Origin of the sequence: Kocuria sp. 2SI, assembly GCF_005502825.1 — a bacterium.
GTDB classification, from domain to species: Bacteria; Actinomycetota; Actinomycetes; order Actinomycetales; family Micrococcaceae; genus Kocuria; species Kocuria palustris.
The window spans coordinates 38882-60309 of record NZ_SCNB01000001.1; the positions used below are offsets into that span (position 1 = coordinate 38882).

The 21428-nt window shown below is 70.4% G+C and carries 20 protein-coding genes and 3 riboswitches; of the genes, 13 read left to right on the top strand and 7 right to left on the bottom strand.

Annotation, left to right across the window (positions count from 1 at the left end; all coding sequences use genetic code 11):
- The first annotated feature begins 38 nt into the window (after window positions 1–38).
- Window positions 39–1055, top strand: a complete 1017-nt coding sequence (locus FFS25_RS00170) for an acyl-CoA thioesterase (protein ID WP_137801478.1) — start codon at window positions 39–41, stop codon at window positions 1053–1055.
- 21 nt (window positions 1056–1076) lie between these two features.
- On the opposite strand, the gene FFS25_RS00175 is transcribed toward FFS25_RS00170, so the two are convergent.
- Window positions 1077–2234 (bottom strand): heparan-alpha-glucosaminide N-acetyltransferase domain-containing protein, encoded by a 1158-nt coding sequence (locus FFS25_RS00175; protein ID WP_137801479.1) that lies wholly within the window; start codon window positions 2232–2234, stop codon window positions 1077–1079.
- A gap of 101 nt (window positions 2235–2335) precedes the next feature.
- A riboswitch (TPP riboswitch) is annotated at window positions 2336–2443 on the top strand.
- Here FFS25_RS00175 and FFS25_RS00180 point away from each other — a divergent pair.
- Window positions 2438–3754 carry an MFS transporter gene (locus FFS25_RS00180; protein ID WP_137801480.1) on the top strand — a complete coding sequence of 439 codons (1317 nt, stop codon included), beginning with the start codon at window positions 2438–2440 and terminating at the stop codon, window positions 3752–3754. It overlaps the preceding riboswitch by 6 nt.
- Window positions 3755–3833: 79 nt before the next feature.
- Window positions 3834–5798 (top strand): APC family permease, encoded by a 1965-nt coding sequence (locus FFS25_RS00185; protein WP_137801481.1) that lies wholly within the window; start codon window positions 3834–3836, stop codon window positions 5796–5798.
- Between the two features lie 142 nt (window positions 5799–5940).
- On the opposite strand, the gene FFS25_RS00190 is transcribed toward FFS25_RS00185, so the two are convergent.
- On the bottom strand, window positions 5941–7356 hold the full coding sequence (locus FFS25_RS00190) for an LLM class flavin-dependent oxidoreductase (RefSeq protein WP_137801626.1): 1416 nt from the start codon (window positions 7354–7356) through the stop codon (window positions 5941–5943).
- An 81-nt stretch (window positions 7357–7437) separates the two neighbouring features.
- A riboswitch (SAM riboswitch) is annotated at window positions 7438–7552 on the bottom strand.
- 115 nt (window positions 7553–7667) lie between these two features.
- Window positions 7668–7775, top strand: a riboswitch (SAM riboswitch).
- Between FFS25_RS00190 and FFS25_RS00195 the strand changes: the two genes are divergently transcribed.
- From FFS25_RS00195 to FFS25_RS00225, 7 genes are all read left to right on the top strand, one after another.
- On the top strand, window positions 7774–8574 hold the full coding sequence (locus tag FFS25_RS00195) for an ABC transporter ATP-binding protein (protein ID WP_171004029.1): 801 nt from the start codon (window positions 7774–7776) through the stop codon (window positions 8572–8574). It overlaps the preceding riboswitch by 2 nt.
- The gene (locus tag FFS25_RS00200) at window positions 8571–9617 is read left to right on the top strand and encodes an aliphatic sulfonate ABC transporter substrate-binding protein (RefSeq protein WP_137801483.1); all 1047 of its coding nucleotides are present in this window, start codon (window positions 8571–8573) and stop codon (window positions 9615–9617) included. The genes FFS25_RS00195 and FFS25_RS00200 overlap by 4 nt, the downstream gene beginning before the upstream one ends.
- Window positions 9614–10510, top strand: coding sequence for an ABC transporter permease (locus FFS25_RS00205; RefSeq protein ID WP_137801484.1), 897 nt, complete (start codon window positions 9614–9616; stop codon window positions 10508–10510). The genes FFS25_RS00200 and FFS25_RS00205 overlap by 4 nt, the downstream gene beginning before the upstream one ends.
- A 73-nt stretch (window positions 10511–10583) precedes the next feature.
- The gene (locus FFS25_RS00210; protein WP_137801485.1) at window positions 10584–12716 is read left to right on the top strand and encodes an AMP-binding protein; all 2133 of its coding nucleotides are present in this window, start codon (window positions 10584–10586) and stop codon (window positions 12714–12716) included.
- Window positions 12717–12823: 107 nt separating this feature from the next.
- Window positions 12824–14149 carry an O-acetylhomoserine aminocarboxypropyltransferase/cysteine synthase family protein gene (locus FFS25_RS00215; RefSeq protein ID WP_137801486.1) on the top strand — a complete coding sequence of 442 codons (1326 nt, stop codon included), beginning with the start codon at window positions 12824–12826 and terminating at the stop codon, window positions 14147–14149.
- A complete protein-coding gene (locus tag FFS25_RS00220) occupies window positions 14146–14640 on the top strand; it encodes a CoA-binding protein (protein ID WP_137801487.1) in 495 nt (164 codons plus the stop codon). Before FFS25_RS00215 ends, FFS25_RS00220 begins: the two co-directional genes overlap by 4 nt.
- A gap of 102 nt (window positions 14641–14742) precedes the next feature.
- Window positions 14743–15441 (top strand): AEC family transporter, encoded by a 699-nt coding sequence (locus tag FFS25_RS00225; RefSeq protein ID WP_137801488.1) that lies wholly within the window; start codon window positions 14743–14745, stop codon window positions 15439–15441.
- A 46-nt stretch (window positions 15442–15487) separates the two neighbouring features.
- On the opposite strand, the gene FFS25_RS00230 is transcribed toward FFS25_RS00225, so the two are convergent.
- Window positions 15488–15847, bottom strand: coding sequence for a hypothetical protein (locus FFS25_RS00230; protein WP_137801489.1), 360 nt, complete (start codon window positions 15845–15847; stop codon window positions 15488–15490).
- Between the two features lie 18 nt (window positions 15848–15865).
- Window positions 15866–16228, bottom strand: coding sequence for a hypothetical protein (locus tag FFS25_RS00235; RefSeq protein WP_137801490.1), 363 nt, complete (start codon window positions 16226–16228; stop codon window positions 15866–15868).
- A gap of 116 nt (window positions 16229–16344) precedes the next feature.
- Between FFS25_RS00235 and FFS25_RS00240 the strand changes: the two genes are divergently transcribed.
- Both FFS25_RS00240 and FFS25_RS00245 read left to right on the top strand, forming a co-directional pair.
- Window positions 16345–16872 carry a DUF3995 domain-containing protein gene (locus FFS25_RS00240; RefSeq protein WP_137801491.1) on the top strand — a complete coding sequence of 176 codons (528 nt, stop codon included), beginning with the start codon at window positions 16345–16347 and terminating at the stop codon, window positions 16870–16872.
- 8 nt (window positions 16873–16880) lie between these two features.
- Window positions 16881–17261, top strand: a complete 381-nt coding sequence (locus FFS25_RS00245) for a VOC family protein (RefSeq protein WP_137801492.1) — start codon at window positions 16881–16883, stop codon at window positions 17259–17261.
- A gap of 130 nt (window positions 17262–17391) precedes the next feature.
- On the opposite strand, the gene FFS25_RS00250 is transcribed toward FFS25_RS00245, so the two are convergent.
- Both FFS25_RS00250 and ocd read right to left on the bottom strand, forming a co-directional pair.
- Window positions 17392–17838, bottom strand: a complete 447-nt coding sequence (locus FFS25_RS00250) for a hypothetical protein (RefSeq protein WP_137801493.1) — start codon at window positions 17836–17838, stop codon at window positions 17392–17394.
- 127 nt (window positions 17839–17965) lie between these two features.
- Window positions 17966–18994, bottom strand: a complete 1029-nt coding sequence (gene ocd / locus FFS25_RS00255; protein ID WP_137801494.1) for an ornithine cyclodeaminase — start codon at window positions 18992–18994, stop codon at window positions 17966–17968.
- A 168-nt stretch (window positions 18995–19162) separates the two neighbouring features.
- Between ocd and FFS25_RS00260 the strand changes: the two genes are divergently transcribed.
- Window positions 19163–19591 carry an Lrp/AsnC family transcriptional regulator gene (locus FFS25_RS00260; protein ID WP_024289162.1) on the top strand — a complete coding sequence of 143 codons (429 nt, stop codon included), beginning with the start codon at window positions 19163–19165 and terminating at the stop codon, window positions 19589–19591.
- Between the two features lie 79 nt (window positions 19592–19670).
- On the opposite strand, the gene FFS25_RS00265 is transcribed toward FFS25_RS00260, so the two are convergent.
- Window positions 19671–21248 carry an amino acid permease gene (locus FFS25_RS00265; protein ID WP_249933699.1) on the bottom strand — a complete coding sequence of 526 codons (1578 nt, stop codon included), beginning with the start codon at window positions 21246–21248 and terminating at the stop codon, window positions 19671–19673.
- Window positions 21249–21428 lie beyond the last annotated feature (180 nt).

Below are 21428 nucleotides of genomic sequence, written 5' to 3' on the forward strand. Positions count from 1 at the left end.
GGGGCTCTCGCCGCATCACCTGCGGTAGTTTCATCGCCATGGACCAGACGACGCCCGCCCCCGCCGACAGCCGTTCCCGACGCCACGAGGTGACACTTCGCTTCCTGGCAGCACCCACCGATGAGGGGCATTCCGGGACTGTCGACGCCGGCCGGGTCCTGGAGTGGGTGGACAAGGCCGCCTTCGCCGCGGCCGCCGCCTGGTCGGGGTCTTACTGCGTGACCGCCTACGTGGGCAACATCCACTTCGCGTACCCCGTGCAGGTCGGCGAGATGGTCGAGGTGACCGGCACGGTGCTGACCACGGGCCGGTCCTCCATGCACATCAACACCGTGGTGCGCTCGGGCGATCCCAAGACGGGCGAGCTCGAGGAGCGGGCCCGGTGCCTGACGATCTTCGTGGCCGTCGACGGCAGCGGGAAGTCCACGCCCGTGCCGAGCTTCGAGCCGCGGGGCCTGGAGCAGGAGCTGGCCCGTGACTACGCGCTCTCGCGCATCCCGATCCGCGAAGAGATCACCGCCGAGATCGCCCGCCAGGACTTCAGCGCGGAGGGCACCGGCGAGCGCGAGGTCCTGCGCTTCCTGGCCGCCCCCACCGATGTGAACTGGGGCGGCAAGGTCCACGGCGGCATCGTCATGGAATGGATCGACGAGGCCGCATATCTCTGTGCGACCCGCTACTGCGGCCGGGACACCGTGGCCGTGTTCTCCGGCGGCATCCGCTTCATGCGCCCCCTGCACATCGGGGATCTGGTCGAGGTCGACGCCCGCCTGATCTACACCGGGACCAAGGGCATGCACATCGCCGTGGAGGTCCGCTCCGGGGATCCGAAGTCCCGCGAGCTGGAGGTCACCACCAACTGCCTGACAGTCATGGTGGCCCGCGACGAGGAGGGCACCTCCGTGCCTGTCCCCGCCTGGGAGCCGGTGACCGAAGCGGATAAGCGGCTGTGGCAGCACGCCCGCACGCTGCTCGAGATCCGCAGCCGCGCACAGGGCAATCGGCTGCCGAATCACCTGCTGGAGGAGTCCGGCGAGTCGACGACGTCCGCCTGAGGCCACGCGGCGCCGGGAGGCTCAGCGCCGCGGCACGACCAGCCGCACGGTCCCGGAGACCAAGCTCTCGAGCGGTCCAGGCCCCTCCCCGCCGGTCCGCCACAGCGCGGCGAGCCCCAGCAGCAGGAGCACATGCAGCACGTACAGGTCGGTGAGCTCGGACAGGATCACGTGCAGCGTGTACATGCTCAGCGGCATGGAGCCGGCCGCGAGCACGGGCATCAGAAGGCGGGTGCGCTCCCCTATCGCCAGGCAGATCAGAACGCACACGGCGATGACCGCCGCCGCGATGCCCGAGGTGAAGACCAGGTCGAAGGTCGTCGACGAGTGCGGACCGACCGTGACCAGCCACCACCACGTGGTCGTGGGCGTGGTCCCGTGGCTGCCGATGGTCTGCGCGGCATACGGCGAGCCCCAGGCCAGCGGCGGCAGACCGGAGCCGGCGCGCTCGAGCGCCTCGTGCCCGCCTGCGGACAGCAGCAGCTGCGAGCTCACCCAGGCCGCAGCGGCCAGCAGGGCGCCGACGGCCCCTGCCCAGGCGGCCGTGGCGGCGCTGCGCCAGTCGAGCCGGGCCAGGAGCAGCCCCACGAGGAGGTAGCCCATCCACTGCAGCACCGGGTAGTAGCCGGTGAGCAGCACGCCGATGACCAGCTCACCCGGCTGAGCCAGGTGGGAGAGCTCGGGCGCTTCGACGGCGCGCTGGAGGCCGAGCCCGTCGCGGATCAGGTGGGAGGCCACCGGGGAAGCGACCAGCCAGAGCACGGTCGTGGCCGCCAGCCATCGGGCCGGAAGCCGCAGGACCAGCGGGGCGAGCAGGAACAGCACCCCGTAGTTCACCAGGACCACCGCGATCGAGCTCGACAGCGATCCCAGCACGAGTCCGAGGATCGCGATCAGCACGCCGCGCACCGCCAGTGAGGCAGCCGCCTCGCGCCAGCGCCCATAGCGCCGCGTGGACAGCTCGACCGAGAACCCGGCCAGCACCGCGAACAGCGCGGCCGCCTTGCCCGCGATCAGCCCGACGGGCTGCGGATCACCGGCCGCATCCACCAGGTCCATCGTGTGGGTGGCCATCATCCCGAGCAGGGCGACGGCCCGCGCCAGATCGATGCCGAGCATGCGCGAGCACGTGTCCGGGCGCGTCGGGAGGCTCGAGAGCTCGGAGGCAGTGAGGGACACGCCCTCACTGTGCCTCACATGCTCGGGCCTCGGCCACGCGAACCCGTCGCGCCGCTAGAATCGACGGTGCGGCGCGCAGGTCGTGGGACCTGCACCGCTGAATGACCCCACACGGGAGCCCGGGCACGGGCTGAGAGGAAGCTGACGCGGCTTCGACCGTCGAACCTGCTCCGGTTCATACCGGCGAAGGAAGTGAGAGCTCGATGCCTTCTGCACCCCTGTCCGCCCCCGCGACCGCATCCTCCGACGGGCGCCCTCCCGCACCGACCCGCCGCGCGATCCGCGGTGGGATCATGGGCAACTACGTCGACCAGTTCGACATCTTCCTGCCCGTGATCGCCCTGGCTCCGGTGTCGGCGCAGCTGTTCGGCGATCACGACATCGTGCGCAATGCCGGCCTGATCTTCGTGGCCACCCTGCTGGGCCGCCCGCTCGGGGCCATGATCTTCGGCCCGATCGCCGACCGCGCGGGCCGGGTGCTCATCACCCAGGTCGCCCTCGCCGGCATCTGCCTCACGACCCTGCTGATCGCCCTGGTCCCCGGGCACGAGGTGCTCGGGGCGGGCACGTTCCTGACGGTGCTGGCGCTGCGCCTGCTGGGTGGGATCTTTCTGGGCGGGGAGTACACGTCGGCGATCCCGCTGGCCATGGAGTGGGCGCGCCCGCGCTCACGCGGTCGTCTCAGCGGGATGATCATGGCGATGTCGCCGCTGGCCAACGCCAGCATCGCCGCCGTCACCTCCCTCCTGCTGCTGCTCCTGGACGACAGCCAGTACGCCGCCTGGGGCTGGCGGCTGCCGTTCCTGCTCGGCGCCGCCCTGGCCGCTGCCATGCTGATCTACTACCGCCTCATGGTCGAGGAGGCTCCGCAGCGCCGGCGCCCGGCCCGTTCAGCGCACCCGCTGGCGCAGCTCGTCAGGGGCAGCAGCCGCCGGTCGCTGCGGCAGGTCCTCGTGCTGATGACCGGGCTGTGGCTGCTCACCTACATGGCAGTGCCCACCCTGACCGCCCAGCTCTCGCGCATGCCCCAGCTCGAGCCGCAGACCGTCTCCCTCGTCATGCTGGGCGCGACGGCCGTGTCCGCGCTGGCCATGGCCGGGGCGGGGGCGCTGTCCAGTCGGATCGGGCGGCGCCGGTTCTTCGTGGGCTTCGGGCTGTTCTGCGCAGCGGTCTCCCCCGTCATCCTCCTGGCGCTGCTGTCCGGGGCCCTCGGAGCCGGCATCGGCACGGTGCTGCTGCTGGCAACCGCGCTGCAGGTCACGACGGTGACCGGCTACGGGCCGGTGGGCGCCTATCTGACGGAGCGCTTCCCCGACGAGATCCGGGCCAGCGGATACGGGGTGGCCTACAGCATCTCGATCGTGCTGCCCGCGCTCTACCCCTACTACCTGCCGCCGCTGCAGCAGCTGCTCGGGCCGCACGCGGCGATCGCCGCGGTGCTCGCGGTGGGCGGGCTCCTGGTGGCCCTCGGCGGGCTGCTCGGCCCCGAGCCGGATCGGTCGGGTCCGCTGCCCGACTGATCGGCAGATCGCGGCTCACAGGCAACTGCCAGCCGCCTGAGGCCCTCGGCGGCGGGGCCGTGAGCGGGACAGGCGCATCATGTACGCCGTGATCGCACCGCCCTCCCGCGCCGCCGCCTGGCTGCTGGCCGGATCCCCCTCCGCCTCCTACGGCGCCCCGCATCGCCGACCCGATCGTGACGAGAAGACCCATCCCTGGTGGAAGGTCATGTGCCTGTCCGGCGTGGACTACTTCTCCACCCTGGGCTATCAGCCCGGCATCGCGATCCTGGCTGCCGGGCTGATCTCCCCGCTGGCCACCCTGGTGCTGGTGGCCGTAACACTCTTCGGCGCGCTGCCGGTCTACCGGTGGGTGGCGGTGGCCTCCCCGCACGGCGCCGGCTCCATCCGGATGCTCGAGACGCTGCTGCCGCGCTGGAGTGGCAAGGTGCTGGTCCTGTGCCTGCTCGGCTTCGCGATCACGGACTTCGTCATCACCATGACCCTGTCCTCGGCCGATGCCGCCGTGCACATCGTCGAGAATCCGCACGTGCCAGCCGAGGCGCATCACTGGCAGTTCTGGGTGACCGTCGGGCTGCTCCTACTGCTGGGCGCGGTGTTCATGGCCGGGTTCTCGGAGGCCATCAGCGTGGCCGTCGTCCTGGTCCCCGTGTATCTGAGCCTCAACGCCGTGGTGCTGGCGGTGGGCTGGTGGCAGATCGCCCGCTCGCAGGAGATCGGATTCGCGCAGTGGTGGGATGCGGCGCTGAGCCAGCACTCCTCGCCCTGGGCGGCCGTCGCCGTGGCTGCCCTGGTGTTCCCCAAGCTGGCGCTGGGCCTGTCCGGCTTCGAGACCGGGGTCTCCGTGATGCCCCTGGTGCGCACCTCGCGGGGCCTGCGGGGCCGTGTGGAGGACACCCGACGACTGCTCACGACCGCCGCGCTGATCATGGCCGGGTTCCTGCTGACCTCGTCGCTGGTGTGCACGATCCTGATCCCGGCCGGAGAGTTCGAGCCCGGCGGCGCTGCCAACGGGCGAGCACTGGCCTACCTGGCGCACAGCCTGCTGGGCGAGACTTTCGGGTCGGTCTACGACCTGTCGACGGTGCTGATCCTGTGGTTCGCGGGCGCCTCGGCCATGGCCGGTCTGCTCAACCTCATCCCGCGCTACCTGCCGCGCTACGGCATGGCGCCCGAGTGGACCCGCGCTCCGCGGCCGCTGGTGCTCACGATCCTGGCTGCCGCCCTGGTCGTCACGGCGGTCTTCCGCGCCGACGTGGATGCGCAGGGCGGGGCCTACGCGACCGGGGTGCTGGTGCTGATGCTCTCGGCCTCCTTCGCCTCGACCCTGTCGGCGGGAAAGCGGGGGCATCGCCGCGCCGCCGTGGGATTCGCGGCGATCACCGTGGTGATCGCCTACACGACCGCCGACAACATGATCAGCCGCCCCGATGGCCTCCACGTGGCCCTCGTGTTCATCGCAGCCCTGCTGGCAGCGTCGTTCGCCTCGCGGGTCTGGCGGGCCTCGGAGCTGCGGATCCGCAGCATCGATTTCGACCAGACCTCGCTGGCCTGGCTGCGCGGCTGCCGCGGACGCACGGTGCGGCTGATCGCGCACCGGCCGCGCACCCAGCTGGGCGCAGCAGGGGCCCAGGCCCAGCAGCTCCTGCTCAGCGACCCCGACCTGGCCGAGAAGCTGCGCGACGAGCGCGAATGGCATCGCCTTCCCTCGGCCGACGGCGTCCTGTTCGTGGAGGTGACCCTGCGCGATCCATCGGACTTCGAGGACCGGTTGCGCGTGAGTGCCCACGAGATCGACGGCCACCGCGTCCTGCGCGCAGAGGGCTCGTCGGTGCCCACCTGCCTGGCCGGCGTGGCCCTGGCCGTCCGGGACCGGACGGGGCGGCCGTCGCACCTCTACCTCGAGTGGTCCGACGGCTCGCCGCTGGTGAACTCCCTGCGCTTCCTGCTCCTCGGCCGCGGTCAGACGGCGACGGCCGTGCACGAGGTCCTGCGCCGGGCGGTGGCGCGCAAGCAGGACCGCCCGTTCGTGCACGTGACGTGAGGCTCCGCGCAGGGCTGCGGACGCAATCCTCGGGAACCGCAGCTTGAATTTCTGGACGCATACATCGCCACTGCATCCCTGCCAGTGATGGCAAAGGCCCTCGGAAGGGCCAGGGCCTCTGCCAGCTGCCGTTCCCCAGCCCTCAGCCGAGATCCCGCGCCGGGGTGTCCGCCGTGGACGGCCTGCCCATGTAGGCCCCGCGGTACTTGGCCGCCGGGTGGGTGTCGAGCACCTTGGTCTGCCCTGCACCGTAGACGTTCTCGCGCAGGGTGGGGCCGTCGTAGTCGGTGCGGTAGCGCCCGCGCTTCTGCAGCTCCGGGACCACCTGCTCCACGAAGTCCTCGAACGAGCCCGGGGACACGTGGTAGGCCAGGTTGATCCCGTCCAGGCCGCCCTCGTCGATCCAGGTCTCGAGCTGATCGGCCACGGTCTGCGGGGAGCCCACGACCACATCGCCCATGCCGCCGATCGCGCAGTGGCGGGCGATCTCCTCGCGCGTCCACTGCTTGGTGCCGTCCTGCATGGTGAACGGCGTGAGGAAGGACTGGATGGCCTCGGTCTTGACGTAGTTCAGGACCTCGTCCTCCTGGAACGTGGACAGATCCAGCCCGGACCAGCCGCCGATGATGGCCTGCGAGGCCTCCAGGTTGGCGTAGCTCTGGTACTCGCGGTACTTGGCCTGGGCCTTCTCGTCGGTCTCATCGACCACCACGGAGAGCATCGCGTAGATCTTCACGTCGTCCCGGTCACGGCCCTCGGCCTCGACCTTGTCGCGGATCCGGTCGGTCATGTACCGGGTGAGGTCCGGGCGCAGGGCGCCGATGAACACGGCTTCGGCGTGCTTGCCCGCGAAGGCCTGCCCGCGCGAGGAGGCCCCGGCCTGGAAGATCAGCGGGGTGCGCTGCGGGCTGGGCTCGGTGAGCGCCGCACCAGGCACCGTGAAGTGCTTGCCCTGGTGCTGGATCGGGTGGACCTTGGCCGGATCGGCGTAGATCCCGCGCTCCACGTCCTTCACGACGGCGTCGTCCTCCCAGGAGCCCTCCCACAGCTTGTAGCAGACGTCGAGGAACTCCTCGGCGATCTCGTAGCGCTCGTCGTGCTCGATCTGGGTGGGCAGACCCTGGTTCTCGGCCGCCGAAGGCAGGTAGGAGGTCACCACGTTGAAGCCCACGCGCCCGCGGGTCAGGTGATCCAGCGTCGCGTACTTGCGCGCCAGCGTGTACGGCTGCTCGTAGGTGACCGCACTGGTCACGCCGAAGCCGAGGTTCTTCGTCACCGCGGCCATGGCGGAGATCTGCATGAACGGATCGTTGACCGGGACCTGCGCGCCGTCGGCGATCGAGGGGGCGGCCGAGTTGCGGTAGATGTCGTAGATGCCGACAACGTCGGCCAGGAACAGGGCGTCGAAGCGGCCCCGCTCGAGCACCTGGGCCAGGTGCGTCCAGTACTCGATCGTGTTGTACTCCGTGGCCCGCGAGCGCGGGTGGCGCCACAGCCCGAAGCTCTGGTGATCCACGCAGGTCATGTCGAAGGCGTTCAGGGAGATCCGCTTGGCCATGGGAGGCTGCTCCTGAGGGGTCAGACCCGCGCCCCGTGCGCCGCTCATGCCGCGGCCAACCTGCGGGTCCAGCGCGTGCATGCGCCGCACTTGCCGCACGCGGTCTAGCGAGCGGCCCGATCCTCACCTGGGGCACCCCGCTACGGGAGAGGGTTGCCGTCCGGCCAGCCAGGGCTGTGGGCCGGAACTCTTGATCGTGTGAGCGTCATCCTATGCACACCTGAGGCGACGGTGCGAAGCCCGTCCCGTGCGTTGCCCCGCTCGTCCTCCGATTTGCTGTCTCCCCGGACCAGGGCATTGAATGACCCCGGTTCCCATCCGGAGCGGCCGAGAGACCTGGCTCGTCGACGCCGCAGCAACCAGTGCCGTCCATTACGCGGCACAAGGTGCTAATGCCAGGACCGATGGAGTGATGTGATGATCTCTGCGCCCCCGTCCGCCCTGAGCACGGTCGATGCCGCCGCCCTGACCTTCGATGGCGTCGGCAAGTCCTTCCCCTCTTCCGGCGGCCTCCAGCGCGATGTCCTGGCCGACGTCAGCTTCCATGTCCGCCCCGGCGAGATCGTCTCGGTGCTGGGCCCGTCGGGCTGCGGCAAGTCGACCCTGCTGCGCGCGGTGGCCGGTCTCGGCACGGCCTCCGCCGGCCGGGTCCTGATCGACGACGCGCCCGTGCACGGCCTGGACCCGCGCTGCGCGGTGGGCTTCCAGGAGCCGCGGCTGCTGCCCTGGCGCACGGTGGCCCGCAACGTGGCGCTCGGGCTGCCCCGCGGGGTCCGGGGCCGCGAGGCCGAGCAGCGCGTGGCGCACCTGCTCGAGCTGGTGCGGCTGACGAAGCATGCCGAGGACCGCCCGTCGGAGATCTCCGGCGGCATGGCCCAGCGGGCCTCGCTGGCCAGGGCGCTGGCGCGCAATCCGCAGGTGCTGCTGCTCGACGAGCCGTTCGGGGCGCTCGATGCCCTGACCCGTCTGAAGATGCAGGACCTGCTGCTGGAGATCCACGCCGCAGATCCCACGACGGTGCTGGTGGTCACCCACGATGTGGAAGAGGCCCTGGTGCTCTCCGACCGCGTGGTCGTGCTCGGGACGCCGCCGGAAGGCGGGCCGGCAGGGATCCAGGAGATCCTCACGGTCGACTCGCCGCGACCGCGCCACCGCGATGATCCCGAGCTGACGCAGGCCCGCACGCACCTGCTCGGCCTGCTGGGCGTGGAGGCATGAGCGGGCTGACGCGTCGTCGCCTGCTGGGCCTGGCCGCCGCCGGGGCCGCCGCCGCGCCCCTGTCCGGGTGCGTCATGGAGGGCGAGGGCCCGGGCCGCGGCATGGCCGCCGGCTCGGACACCGAGATCTACCTGGACTACGCGACCTACAACCCGCTGTCGCTGATCATCCGCGAGAAGGGCTGGCTGGAGACCGTCGCCGCAGAGGACGGCCAGGAGGTCCACTGGACGTTCTCGGCCGGGTCCAACAAGGCCAACGAGTTCCTGCGCGGCGGGGCGATCGACATCGGCTCGACCGCGGGCTCGGCCGCGCTGCTGGCGCGCACCAACCGCTCCCCCATCCGCGCGATCGACATCTGCTCCCAGCCGGAGTGGGCAGCACTCGTACGCACCGCGGACTCGCCCCTGCGCTCGGTCGAGGATCTGCGCGGCAGGTCGGTGGCGGCCACCAAGGGCACGGATCCCTACTTCTTCCTGCTGCAGGCGCTGTCGGCGGCGGATATGGGCTTCGACGAGACCACCGTGGTCAACCTCCAGCACGCCGACGGCCGCTCCGCCCTGACCAGCGGGCAGGTGGACGCCTGGTCCGGGCTCGACCCGATCATGGCCGGCGCCGAGCAGGACGGGGCGGTGCTGTTCCAGCGCGACCTGGCCTTCAACACCTACTGCTTCCTCAACGCCCGCGAGCTGTTCCTGGAGATCAACCCGCGCGGGGCCCAGATGGTCGTGGACGTCTACGCCCACGCCCGCGCCTGGGCGCTGGAGAACCCCCAGGAGGGCATCGCGATCCTGGCCCGCGAGTCCGACATCGACCGGGGCACCGCCGCCCGCGTCTGGGAGCGCACGCACCTGGACATCGACCCGGTCCCCGGCGACGACCAGCTCGAGGTCCTCGAGCGCATCGCCCCGATCCTCGTGGAGACCGGTGACGTCCCCGACCTGGAGACCGTCCAGAAGGCCATCGACACCATCCTCGACGCGCGGTTCGCGCAGGAGGCCAGCGCCCAGCGCGCGGCCGAGATCATCGAAGGGCACAGCGCATGAGCGTCACGACCACCTCCGCACCAGCCTCCGAGGCTCCGGAGCCCGCGGGCTCCGACCGTCCCGGCTCCCAGCGTCCGGACTCGCAGCGCTCGGTCCGCACCCCCGCCCCGCGGGGCTCCATCCTGCGCAGCCCCTGGGCCCGGCTCGGCCTGGGCCTGCTGCTGCCGGTGGCACTGCTCGCGCTGTGGCAGCTGCTGTCCACGAACGGCACGTTCTCCCCGGTGCAGCTGCCGCGTCCCCTGGCGGTCCTGCAGGCCGGTGGCGAGCTGCTGGCCGACGGGGCGCTGTGGACCCACATCGGGATCTCGACTCAGCGCGTGGTTGTCGGATTCGTGATCGGCTCGCTGCTCGGGCTGGCCGTGGGCGCCCTGATCGGGCTCTCCCCCTGGGCCAGCGCCCTGGGCTCGCCGCTGATCGGGGCGCTGCGCGCGGTGCCGTCGCTGGCGTGGGTGCCGCTGCTGCTGCTGTGGATCGGGATCGGCGAGAACTCCAAGGTGACCCTGGTGGCCATCGGCGCGTTCTTCCCCGTGTTCACCACGGTCTCGGCCGCTCTGCGGGAGGTCGACCGCCATCTCGTGGAGGCCGCCCGGTCCTTCGGCTTCTCCGGTCTGCGCCTGCTGCTGACCGTCCAGCTGCCGGCGGTCATGCCCTCTGTGATCTCCGGCCTGCGCCTGGCCCTGGCCCAGGCCTGGCTGTTCCTGGTGGCCGCCGAGCTGCTCGGCTCCTCGATGGGCCTGGGCTTCCTGCTCACCGACTCCCAGAACAACGGGCGCACCGACCGCCTGCTGCTGGCCATCGTCCTGCTGGCGATCCTGGGCAAGCTCACCGACGCCCTGCTCGGGCTGTTCGAGCGCTGGGCCCAGGCCCGCTGGGGCGCGGTGCGCCGGACCTGAGACCCTGGAAGCCGTCCTCGACCCGTTCCGAGAACCCGCCCGCAGCCGCGGGCATCCCGCAAGGAGCACCCGTATGAGCGCACCGCAGTCCTACTCCGATCCCCTGGCCCCCACGCCGAATCCCGCGCGGATCTCCGATGAGGCGCGCGTGGCCTTCTGGGCCGAGCAGGCCTCCCGCCTGGACTGGGCGCAGCCGTGGCACACGACGCACCGCTTCGACAAGCCGCAGCGGATCGGCACCGACGACGACGGCAGCCCCACCTACTCGGTGCCCGAGATCGCCTGGTTCGAGGGCGGCAAGCTCAACGTCGCCGTCAACTGCGTGGACCGCCATGTGGAGGCCGGGCGCGGCTCGCACGTGGCCCTGCACTTCGAGGGCGAGCCCGGCGACCGCCAGACCTGGACCTACACCGACCTGCAGAAGGCCGTGGCCCGGGCTGCGAACGCGCTGGAGTCGCTGGGCGTCGTCCAGGGCGACCGCGTGGTGATCTACCTGCCGGTGATCCCGGAGACCGTGATCATCACGCTGGCCTGCGCCCGGATCGGGGCGGTGCACTCACTGGTCTTCGGAGGCTTCTCCGCCGAGGCGCTGCGCTTCCGCGTCGAGGACACCGGCGCCAAGGTCCTGGTCACCACCGATGGGCAGAACCGCCGCGGCAAGGTGGTGCCGGTCAAGGCCCAGGCAGATGAAGCGTGTGCCGGCACCAACGCGATCGAGCACGTGCTCGTGGTGCGCCGGACCTCCCGGCCCGGCAACGCGAACCTGCCGGCCGGCAAGCGCGGGGCGCGCTCCAAGGACCAGATGGAGGTGCCCTGGGCCCAGGGCCGGGACCTGTGGTGGCACGAGCTGCTCGAGTCGGTCTCCGACGTCCACGAGGCGCAGGCCTTCGACGCCGAGACGCCGCTGTTCATCATCTACACCTCCGGGACCACCGGCAGGCCCAAGGGCCTGGTGCACACCATGGGCGGCTACCTGGTCCAGGCCGCCTACACGCACGCCCTGCTCTTCGACCTGCTGCCGGATGCCCCGGACGAGCACGGCATGCTGCGCCCGCAGGAGCTCTCCGCTGTCAACGACCCCGCCAAAGTGGATTCGGCGGTCCACTGGTGCACCGCCGATCTGGCCTGGGTCACCGCGCACACCTACGAGATCTACGGCCCGCTGGTCAACGGCGTCACCGAGGTCGTCTACGAGGGCACTCCGAGCACCCCGGACTTCGGCCGGCACTTCGAGATCATCGAGCGCTACGGCGTGACGACCTACTACACCGCCCCCACGCTCATCCGCTCGCTCATGGGCGCGTTCCCCAAGGGCCTGCCCAAGGTCTGGAACCTGTCCTCGATCCGCCTGCTGGGCACGGTGGGCGAGTCCATCAACCCCGAGGCCTGGCGGTGGCTGCGCGAGCAGGTGGGCCGCGGCGAGGTCCCGTTCGTGGACACCTGGTGGCAGTCCGAGACCGGCTCCTGCGTGGCCTCGCCCCGGCCCCACGATCCGCAGTTCGCCCCTTCCGGGACCTTCCCCGAGGGCACCCCGCACACCGCGGCCAAGCCGGGCTGCGCGGTGCGCCCCGTTCCCGGGGTCTCGACCCGCGTGGTGGACGCGGCCGGCGAGGAGGTCGCGGCGGGCGAGCAGGGCCTCGTCGTGGTGGATGCGATCGGGCCGTCCATGGCCCGGACCGTGTGGGGAGACCCGCAGCGCTACCTGAGCTCGTACTGGGCGGACTTCGGCGAGCGCGGCTGGTTCCTGGCCGGCGACGGCGCCCGGCTCGACGAGGAGGGCGATCTCTACATCCTCGGCAGGGTCGACGACGTCATCAACATCTCGGGGCACCGGCTGTCCACGATCGAGATCGAGTCGGCGCTGGTCACGCATCCGCTGGTCGTCGAGGCCGGGACCGCTCCGGTGGCCGATGCGCTGACCGGACATGCCGTTCTGGCCTGCGTGGTGCTCACCTCGGAAGGCCGTGCCCTACCCGAGGCCGAGGTCCGCGAGACCCTGCGCGCCCATGTGGCGCAGGAGATCGGCCCGATCGCCAAGCCGCGCGAGGTGATCCCCGTGCCCGATCTGCCCAAGACCCGCTCCGGGAAGATCACCCGGCGCCTGCTCGCCCAGCTCTACGAGGGGCGGCCGCTGGGCGATCGCTCGTCGCTGCAGAACGAGGGGTCGCTCGAGGCGATCGAGCAGATCTTCTCGGCGCGCGGCTGACCCGCACCCACCATCGCCGCCGCGTCGCCCTGCTTGCGGGGCCCCACCCGGCGGCACAGACTCTGCAGCAGGACCCACACCAGGGGCGCGCCCCACGAGGAGGACACATGGCCGAGCACCAGTTCGGATTCCGCACCCGTGCGCTGCACGCAGGCGGGACTCCCGATGCCGAGCACGGGGCCCGCTCCGTGCCGATCTACCAGACCAGCTCGTTCGTGTTCAAGGACGCCGATGACGCCGCCAACCTGTTCGCCCTGCAGAAGTACGGCAACATCTACTCGCGCATCGGCAACCCCACGGTCGCGGCCTTCGAGGAGCGCGTGGCCTCCCTGGAGGGCGGCATCGGCGCCGTGGCCACCGCCTCCGGCATGGCCGCCGAGTTCATCACCTTCGCCGCGCTGTGCGGGCAGGGCGATCACATCGTGGCCTCGTCCCAGCTCTACGGCGGCACGATCACCCAGCTCGACGTCACCCTGCGCCGCTTCGGCGTGGAGACCACGTTCGTGCAGGGCACCGACCCCGCCGACTTCCAGGCCGCGCTCACGCCGCAGACCAAGGCCGTGTACACCGAGCTGATCGCGAACCCGTCGGGCGAGATCGCCGATCTGGAGGGGCTGGCGGCCGTGGCCCACGAGGCCGGGATCCCGCTGGTCGTGGACGCCACGCTGAACACCCCGTACCTGAACCGGCCGTTCGAGCACGGTGCGGACATCGTGATCCACTCGGCCACCAAGTTCCTGGGCGGGCACGGCTCCACGCTGGGCGGAGTCGTCGTCGAGTCCGGGCGCTTCGACTGGGGCAACGGGAAGTTCCCTTCCATGACGGAGCCGGTGCCGTCCTACAACGGCGTGAGCTGGTGGGGGAACTTCGGGGAGTACGGCTTCCTGACCAAGCTGCGCTCCGAGCAGCTGCGCGACATCGGCCCCGCCCTGTCCCCGCAGTCGGCCTGGAACCTGCTGCAGGGCGTGGAGACGCTGCCGCAGCGCATCGACGCCCACGTGGCCAACGCCCAGGCCGTCTCCGAGTGGCTGGAATCGGACCCGCGCATCTCCTACGTGAACTACGCGGGGCTGCCCGGGCACCCGCATCACGAGCGCGCGCAGAAGTACCTGCCGCAGGGCCCCGGCTCGGTCTTCGCCTTCGGCGTGGCCGCCACCGCCGAGCTCGACGCCCGCGAGGTGGGCGGCCGGTTCATCGAAGGCCTGCAGCTGGCCTCCCATCTGGCCAACATCGGCGACGCCCGCACCCTGGTGCTGCACCCGGCCTCCACCACGCATCAGCAGCTCACCGCCGAGCAGCTCGTCTCAGGAGGCGTGGGCCCGGATCTCATCCGCATCTCCGTGGGTCTCGAGGACGCCGACGACATCCTGTGGGACCTCGATCAGGCCCTCACCACCGCCACGGGCATCACCCGCGAAGGAGCCTCCGCATGAGCAGCCAGAACCGCACCTGGGTGGGCCCCAGCGCCCCCGAGCGCCTGAACATCCTGCGCTCCACGAAGTCCATCGCGATCGTCGGGATGTCGAACAAGCCCTCGCGCGCGTCGTACTTCGTGGCGACCTACCTGCTGTCATCGTCGCCGTACGACGTCTACTTCGTGAACCCCGTGCTCGACGAGGTGCTGGGGCAGAAGGTCTACCCCTCGCTGGCCGATCTGCCCGTGGTCCCGGACCTGGTGGAGGTCTTCCGCAAGGACGCCGATCTGCCCGGTGTGGCCCAGGAGGCCGTGGACATCGGCGCCAAGACGGTGTGGATGCAGCTGGGCTCCTGGAACGAGGAAGCCGCGAGGATCGCCGAGGACGCCGGGCTCAACGCCGTGATGGACCGCTGCGTGAAGATCGAGCACGCCCGCTTCCACGGCGGGCTGCACCTGGCCGGCTTCAACACGGGCGTCATCTCGTCCAAGCGGCAGGTCACCGCCTGAGCTGACGCCCCTTCCCCGCCGCGCGCCAGCGTGCCTCCGCGCGCTCTTCGCCTGCGGGAGCGAGGACAAGCACACAGGCACGCGTGGTCGCGCTCGCGCTCCATGCCGCCCCAGCGGGCGGCCTCGATGTCCCTGGCCGTCAGCGGCACCAACAACGGATTCGTGGGAGCGCCCCTGCTCCTGCTGCTGATCCCGGAGTCTGCGGGCCTGGCCATCGGCATGTCCATGCTCGTGGACAACGTGGTGATCATCCCCGTGGCGCTGATCCTGTTCGAGGCCGCCTCCGGCCGCGGCGCGCCCCTGGGGCGCCGGCCCGGCGGCATCGTGCGCAGCGTGCTCACGCACCCGCTGATCATCGCGATCGCCGTGGCCCTGGTGATGACCGGCTTGGGCCTCGATCTGCCCGGCATGATCGACGCCGCCGTCCGCCTCATCGCGCAGTCGTCGTCGGCGGTGGCCCTGCTGTCGATCGGCGGCATGCTCATGGGCCTGCAGCTGCGCGGTCAGGTCGCGGATCTCTCGGCCACGGTGATCGCGAAGCTGCTGGCCATGCCCGCGATCGCACTCGGCCTGATCCTGCTGCTTCCCGCGCTCGGGCTGCCCGGGCTGGCCCCGGAGCTGGCGGCGGCCGCGCTGCTGAGCTGCGCGCTGCCGTCGATGTCGATCGCCGCGGCCCTGGCCGAGCAGCACGGAGAGGGCGAGTTCGGAGCCGCGGCGCTTCTGCTCTCCACGGTGGCGTCGTTCCCGACGCTGACCGCCTGGCTCTTCGTGGTCGGCGCCCTGGGCTGGCTGCCCTTCTGACGCGGCGGCAGCCTGAGCCCTGCCGCCTGCCCCTGCCTGATCGCCGTCAGCTCGCGGGTGCGTCCTCGGTGGACTCCGGCGCGGCCTTGTCCTTGGTGTCGCCCGAGATCAGGCTCATGCCCAGCGCGACGGCCATTCCGGCGGCGCCCGCGACCTGGAGCTCGATGAGATCCATGAGCACCAGGATCACTGCCGTCGCCGCGCTGACGAGCAGCTGCCACGACTTGAAGACCGCCACCTGGCGGGTCCACACCTCGCGCGACATGGTGAGCACGGATCCATAGGGCTTGCGCAGCATCGAGGTCGGCATGCACCACACGCCGGCAGCCAGCATGGGCGCCATGATCACGGAGGGGATGACCAGCTCGTTCCCGAGCAGGGGAGGCAGCAGCGCCACGGCGAGCACGGCGACGCAGCCTGGCACTCAGTCCCGCGGGCGCTCCCCAGATCCGGCGGCGCCGGTGCCGAGCGCCAGGGCGATGCCGACGACGACAGCAACCCCCGGGTCGAAGACGTTCAGGAGGACCAGACCGAGCGTTGCCGCGCCCGCCACGTACAGCTGCAGCGCCTTGAGCCGGGCGGTCCGAGCCGTCCACACCTCCCGACCCATGAGAAGCGCCGAGCCGGTCTGGTCCGAGCTGAAGGAGGTGGGGGCGCACCAGGCGCCCACGATCAGGGCGATCGCGGAGACCACCGCCACCAGGACGTGGGCGCCGGAGATCAGCGGCAGGAGCAGGGCGAGGGCTGCGGCCACGACGGCGGTGGCGATCAGCGGGGGTCTCAGCATGAGCCCATTCAATCCGAGCCGAGCGGGCTTGTCCTCAGTCTCCCGGGGGATGACGACGCCGCTTCAGAGGCCTATGCCTCTTGACCGCGTCGGCGACCCCTCCGTTCTATGGAGCCATGGATTCGGTCCCACGGCAGGGCGGGCGGGGCAAGGACTCGCTGTGCTTGGCAGCAGCGGCGGTACTGGGCATCGGGCACGGACTGTTCAGCTTCTACTGGGCCGGTGGCGGTCAGTGGCTGCTGAGCACGGTCGGGGATGTCGCATCGCAGTTCGACGGACGCCTGTGGCTGCTCGTGCCAGTGGGGCTCGTGAAAGTCACCGCTGGCCTGGCGCCGTGGCTGCTGGCGCGCAGCGGTTGGCCCCTGGCTCCGCTGAGCCGTGCGGTCTGCTGGCTCGGTGCCGCTGTGCTCACCCTCTGGGGAGGGCTCAGCACCGTGACCGCCCAGCTCGTGCTCGCCGGGGTCATCCAGCCGGACGGCGGCTTCGACCGCAGCTCGATGCTGGGCCATGCCTGGCTGTGGGATCCCTGGTTCGTCGCGTGGGGAATCGGCCTGGTCATCGGCCTGGTCCGCTCCCGTCGGGGCCCGCCCCGGCGCCGCTCGACGACGGCGCCGGGGGCGACAGATGAGCTCGCGCGCGATTGACTGGCCCCATGGAGATCCTCAAGCAGTACCCGGTGCTGGACACCGACGACGTCGACGCCGAGGCCGACTTCTGGGCCGCAGTACTCGGCGGGACTGCCGAGCCGGACTTCCAGAGCGCGGCCGGCGAGTGGCGCACGATCGTGGTGGACGGCCGCGAGGTGCTGGGCATCCAGCTGGCCTCCGATCACGTCCGCCCGCAGTGGCCCGACGGCCCCCAGCACCAGCAGATGCACCTGGACCTCTACATCGCCGACCTCGAGGCCGCCCACGCGGAGGTCACGGGGCTGGGCGCCGAACTGCTGCAGCCGGCCGAGGATCCCGCCGCCGCGCGCGGATTCCAGGTCTACGCCGACCCCGCCGGCCACCCGTTCTGCCTCTGCTGGGGCTGACACGGCCGTAAGGGAGGCTTGAGCCCCCTCCCGCGCCTACGTGCCTCGAAGCGCCACGTGACACTGCAGGGCGCATTAAGGCACGTAGGCGCGGACAGAAGAGGGCGCGACTCGGCGAGAGTGCCGAGTGTCAGTGAGTGTGGTGCGCGTGCCGGGCGATGTGGGACGCGCTTCCGGGCCCCGTCGAGCCCGCACCGGGAGCCGCAGAATCCGAGGCGGCGGCTTCGGACGAGGCCCCGGTGAAGGCGCCGATCGCCAGGGCGACACCGATGCCGAACATGGCCGCCATGGCCGCACTCAGCAGCTCGAGGCCCACGAGTCCCACCAGCACGCCGCTGGCCACCACGAGCTGCAGGGTCTTGAGGCGAGCGAGCCGCTGGGTCCAGACGTCCTGGCCCACCGTCAGCAGCGACCCGGCCTCGCCCTGCGTGTAGGTCGCCGGCACGCACCAGGCGCCGATGACGGCGATCAGCCCGGCCACGATGCTGACCGAGACGAACTCGCTGCTCACCAGCGGCACCATGACAGCGACGACCACCACGATGGCCGGGGTCGCGATCAGCGGTGCTCGAAGCATGAATACATTCAATCGCACACAGATCGCTGCGCCACCCGGATGACCGGTCATGTCAGCTCCCACATAGGGGGACGGCCGACAGCGGGTGCTGTCGGCCGTCCTGAGGCGCTGCGGGAGTCGTTGCAGGTCAGCCCACAGGCACCGGCGCCTTGACAAGAGAGTACAGATCCTTGGGGTCATCCGGATCTGCGATGAGGTCGATGTGCTGCTGCAGATCCGTGTCCGCCGTGGCATCGCGGACGCAGCGCAGCGCGGAGAAGTCGGAGATCGCGAAGCCCACGGAGTCGTAGAGCGTGATCTCGTCGTCCGAGCTGCGGCCACGCGCGGCCCCGGTGAGCACCTGCCAGAACTCGACGACCGGGAACTCGGGCTCCATCTGCTGGATCTCGCCCTCGATGCGGGTCTGCGGCGTGAACTCCACGAACACGCTGGCCCGACGAAGGATGTCCGCCTCGAGCTCCGTCTTGCCGGGGCAGTCGCCGCCGACCGCGTTCAGGTGCACGCCGGGGCGCACCTGATGATCCGAGAGCACCTTGTTCTGCGCCTTGTCGGCGGTGCAGGTGGTGATGATGTCGGCACCCTCGACGGCCTCGTCGACCGAATCGGCCAGGGTGATCCGGAAGCCGAGCGGCTCCAGGTTCCGGCGGAGCTTCTCCATGGCGGCGGGATCGACGTCGTAGACCCGCAGGTCCTCGATGCCGAGCACCGAGCGGAAGCCCAGGGCTTGGAACTCCGACTGGCTGCCGGCGCCGATCAGCGCCATGACCTTGGAGTCCTTGCGCGCCAGCTGACGGGCGAACATGACCGAGTTCGCCGCGGTGCGCAGCGCGGTCAGCAGGGTCATCTCGGCGAAGAACGTGGGGTAGCCGTTGTCGACGTCCGAGAGCATCCCGTAGGCGGTCACCGTCTGATACCCGCGGGCGGGATTCGACGGGTGCCCGTTGACGTACTTGAAGCTGTACGTCTCGAAGTCGGAGGTGGGCATGAGCTCGATGACGCCTACCGGGGTGTGCGTGGCCACGCGCGGGATCTTGTCGAAGCGCTCCCACTTGCGGAAGTCCTCCTCGATGTAGCCGACCATCCTCTCGATGATCGATCCGACGCCCTCGCGCTGGATCCACTGCGCCATGGACGGAACATCCACGAGCTGCGGCATACGGCCTCCTTCTGACGTGTTGAGGAACTGCTGCTGACGAGCTGCTGCACGGTTCGTCGGGTGACCCTTTCCACAGTATGCGCAGAGAAGTGCGCGGATAAGCCGCAATCTGTGTGCAATCTGCTCACTTGAGCCGCAGTCTGCACAGCGATGCGTAGCATTCTGCGCATGACGGAGATCACCGAGCTGGAGCGGCGCCTGATCGCCGAGCTGCGCGCCGACGGCCGAGCCCCCATCGCCGCGCTCGCCGAGCGGCTGGGGGTCTCGCGCACCACGATCAGTCGCAGCATCGAGCGCCTGACAGCCCGCGACGTGATCATCGGCTTCACCGTGCGCACTCGCTCGGCGTCCGACGACGAGGTCCGGGCCATCTCGTTCATCGAGGTCCAGGGCTTCACCACGGACCAGGTCATCGGCTCGCTGCGCGGGCTGCCCGAGATCATGGGCCTGCACACCACGAACGGCGGCTGGGACCTGGTCGCGGAGATCTCCTGCCGGAACCTGCGCGCCTTCGACGACCTGCTGCGCCGGATGCGCTCGATCAAGGGCGTCGTGAACTCGGAGACCTCCCTGCTGCTCAGCTCGGTCGTGCGCTGAGCGGAGCACGCGGCCGCCGGGCGGAGTCGGCATGAGCCGACTCCGCCCGGCGGCGGGTGAGAACTGGAGCAGCTGCGCGTCAGCGATCCCCGAGGGTCTCGTCGTGATCCGTCGGGGCCGCCCGGCGCGGATCCTCCGGACGGTGCGAGCGCTGGGTGAGCAGCTCCTGACCGGGGCTGGTGCCCACCACGGGATAAGTGCCGGTGTAGCCGTCGCGGGCCGCGGCGATCTCGCGGACGCGATCGCGCACCACGAACCAGCCGATGACCAGGAACGGGATGACGGCCACCATAGCGACCAGCGTGTAGGTGCCCACGGGGTAGTCGAAGGCGATCAGCACCATCACGGCTGCGATGAACGCGATCACGAGCCAGTCGGCGAAGCGGCCGCCCGGGGCCTGGTAGCCAGGGCGGGTGTACTGCCCGAGCTTCACGAGCTGCAGGAACTTCTGGTGGGACATGGCGATCGCCGCCCACGAGGCCATGGTGCCGATCGCCGCGATGTTCAGCACGATCTCGAAGGCCTGCGCGGGGACCCAGAAGTTCAGGGCCACGCCGAACAGCGCCACCACCGCGGTGAGGAGGATGCCGCCCACCGGCACACCGGCCTTGTTCATGGTCCCGGCGAACTTCGGCGCGGAGCCCGCCACCGACATGGAGTGCAGGATGCGACCGGTCGAGTAGATGCCGGCGTTCATGGAGGACATGGCCGCGGTGATCACCACGAGCTGCATGAGCGGACCTGCGGCCTCCACGCCGATCGAGGAGAAGAAGGTCACGAACGGGGACTCGTCGGCGGAGTATGCCGTGTACGGCATGAGCATGCACAGCAGGACCACGGAGCCCACGTAGAAGACCGCGATGCGCAGGATCACGGAGTTGACCGCCCGCGGGATGACCTTCTCCGGATCCTTGGTCTCGCCGGCGGTGGTGCCCACGAGCTCGATGCCGGCGTAGGCGAACACGACGCCCTGCGTGACGATGATGGCCGGGAGGAAGCCGTTCGGGAACAGGCCGCCCTCGCTCGTGATCAGGGAGAAGCCCACCTCGGTACCCGTGGGGGTTCCGAAGATCACGAAGATGATGCCGATGACCAGGAACAGCAGCAGCGCCCCGACCTTGACCAGGGAGAACCAGAACTCCATCTCGCCGAAGACCTTGACCGAGACGAGGTTCAGGGAGACGACCGCGACGACCACGATCAGCGCCACGACCCACTGCGGGATCTCCCCCAGGAACGCCATGGACTCATACTGCCCGAACCAGGCGATGTAGATCGCCAGCGCCGTGGCATCCGCGACGGCCGTCATGGCCCAGTTCAGCCAGTAGAGCCAGCCGGAGACGAAGGCCGAGCGCTCCCCGTAGAACTCGCGGGTGTAGGAGACGAACGAGCCCGACGACGGGCGATGCAGCACCAGCTCGCCCAGGGCGCGCAGGATGAGGTAGCCGAAGAAGCCGCAGACCGCATACAGGATGAACAGCGACGGGCCGGCGGTCTCGAGCCGCCCGCCGGCGCCCAGGAACAGGCCGGTGCCGATGGCCGAGCCGATCGCGATCATCTGGAGCTGGCGAGCTCCGAGTCCCTTGTGGAAACCCTCCTGCTCATAGGCGAAGGGATCATCCGGCTGCTGCACCGGGGCATTGCTCTCGTGTGACATGACTGCCTTCTTCTGCTCAGTCGCCATCGGCCCCAGGCGCCGACAAGCACCACGGGGACGCGATGGGAGGGCCGGACGGAACAACCGGTGCAGCAGCGACCGTCATCAGCCGAGATGTAGCGTACATCACAGCTGACAACGCGCTGCTCCATGAAGGACAGCCCCTCCCCCGCACGCCGT

Excerpts from the sequence above, each read along its gene's own strand:
- FFS25_RS00170 (WP_137801478.1), top strand. The coding sequence starts at position 39 with ATGGACCAGACGACGCCCGCCCCCGCCGACAGCCGTTCCCGACGCCAC.
- FFS25_RS00180 (WP_137801480.1), top strand. The coding sequence starts at position 2,438 with ATGCCTTCTGCACCCCTGTCCGCCCCCGCGACCGCATCCTCCGACGGG.
- FFS25_RS00185 (WP_137801481.1), top strand. The coding sequence starts at position 3,834 with ATGTACGCCGTGATCGCACCGCCCTCCCGCGCCGCCGCCTGGCTGCTG.
- FFS25_RS00190 (WP_137801626.1), bottom strand. The coding sequence starts at position 7,356 with ATGGCCAAGCGGATCTCCCTGAACGCCTTCGACATGACCTGCGTGGAT.
- FFS25_RS00195 (WP_171004029.1), top strand. The coding sequence starts at position 7,774 with ATGATCTCTGCGCCCCCGTCCGCCCTGAGCACGGTCGATGCCGCCGCC.
- FFS25_RS00200 (WP_137801483.1), top strand. The coding sequence starts at position 8,571 with ATGAGCGGGCTGACGCGTCGTCGCCTGCTGGGCCTGGCCGCCGCCGGG.
- FFS25_RS00205 (WP_137801484.1), top strand. The coding sequence starts at position 9,614 with ATGAGCGTCACGACCACCTCCGCACCAGCCTCCGAGGCTCCGGAGCCC.
- FFS25_RS00210 (WP_137801485.1), top strand. The coding sequence starts at position 10,584 with ATGAGCGCACCGCAGTCCTACTCCGATCCCCTGGCCCCCACGCCGAAT.
- FFS25_RS00215 (WP_137801486.1), top strand. The coding sequence starts at position 12,824 with ATGGCCGAGCACCAGTTCGGATTCCGCACCCGTGCGCTGCACGCAGGC.
- FFS25_RS00220 (WP_137801487.1), top strand. The coding sequence starts at position 14,146 with ATGAGCAGCCAGAACCGCACCTGGGTGGGCCCCAGCGCCCCCGAGCGC.
- FFS25_RS00225 (WP_137801488.1), top strand. The coding sequence starts at position 14,743 with ATGCCGCCCCAGCGGGCGGCCTCGATGTCCCTGGCCGTCAGCGGCACC.
- FFS25_RS00235 (WP_137801490.1), bottom strand. The coding sequence starts at position 16,228 with ATGCTGAGACCCCCGCTGATCGCCACCGCCGTCGTGGCCGCAGCCCTC.
- FFS25_RS00240 (WP_137801491.1), top strand. The coding sequence starts at position 16,345 with ATGGATTCGGTCCCACGGCAGGGCGGGCGGGGCAAGGACTCGCTGTGC.
- FFS25_RS00245 (WP_137801492.1), top strand. The coding sequence starts at position 16,881 with ATGGAGATCCTCAAGCAGTACCCGGTGCTGGACACCGACGACGTCGAC.
- FFS25_RS00250 (WP_137801493.1), bottom strand. The coding sequence starts at position 17,838 with ATGCTTCGAGCACCGCTGATCGCGACCCCGGCCATCGTGGTGGTCGTC.
- ocd (WP_137801494.1), bottom strand. The coding sequence starts at position 18,994 with ATGCCGCAGCTCGTGGATGTTCCGTCCATGGCGCAGTGGATCCAGCGC.
- FFS25_RS00260 (WP_024289162.1), top strand. The coding sequence starts at position 19,163 with ATGACGGAGATCACCGAGCTGGAGCGGCGCCTGATCGCCGAGCTGCGC.
- FFS25_RS00265 (WP_249933699.1), bottom strand. The coding sequence starts at position 21,248 with ATGTCACACGAGAGCAATGCCCCGGTGCAGCAGCCGGATGATCCCTTC.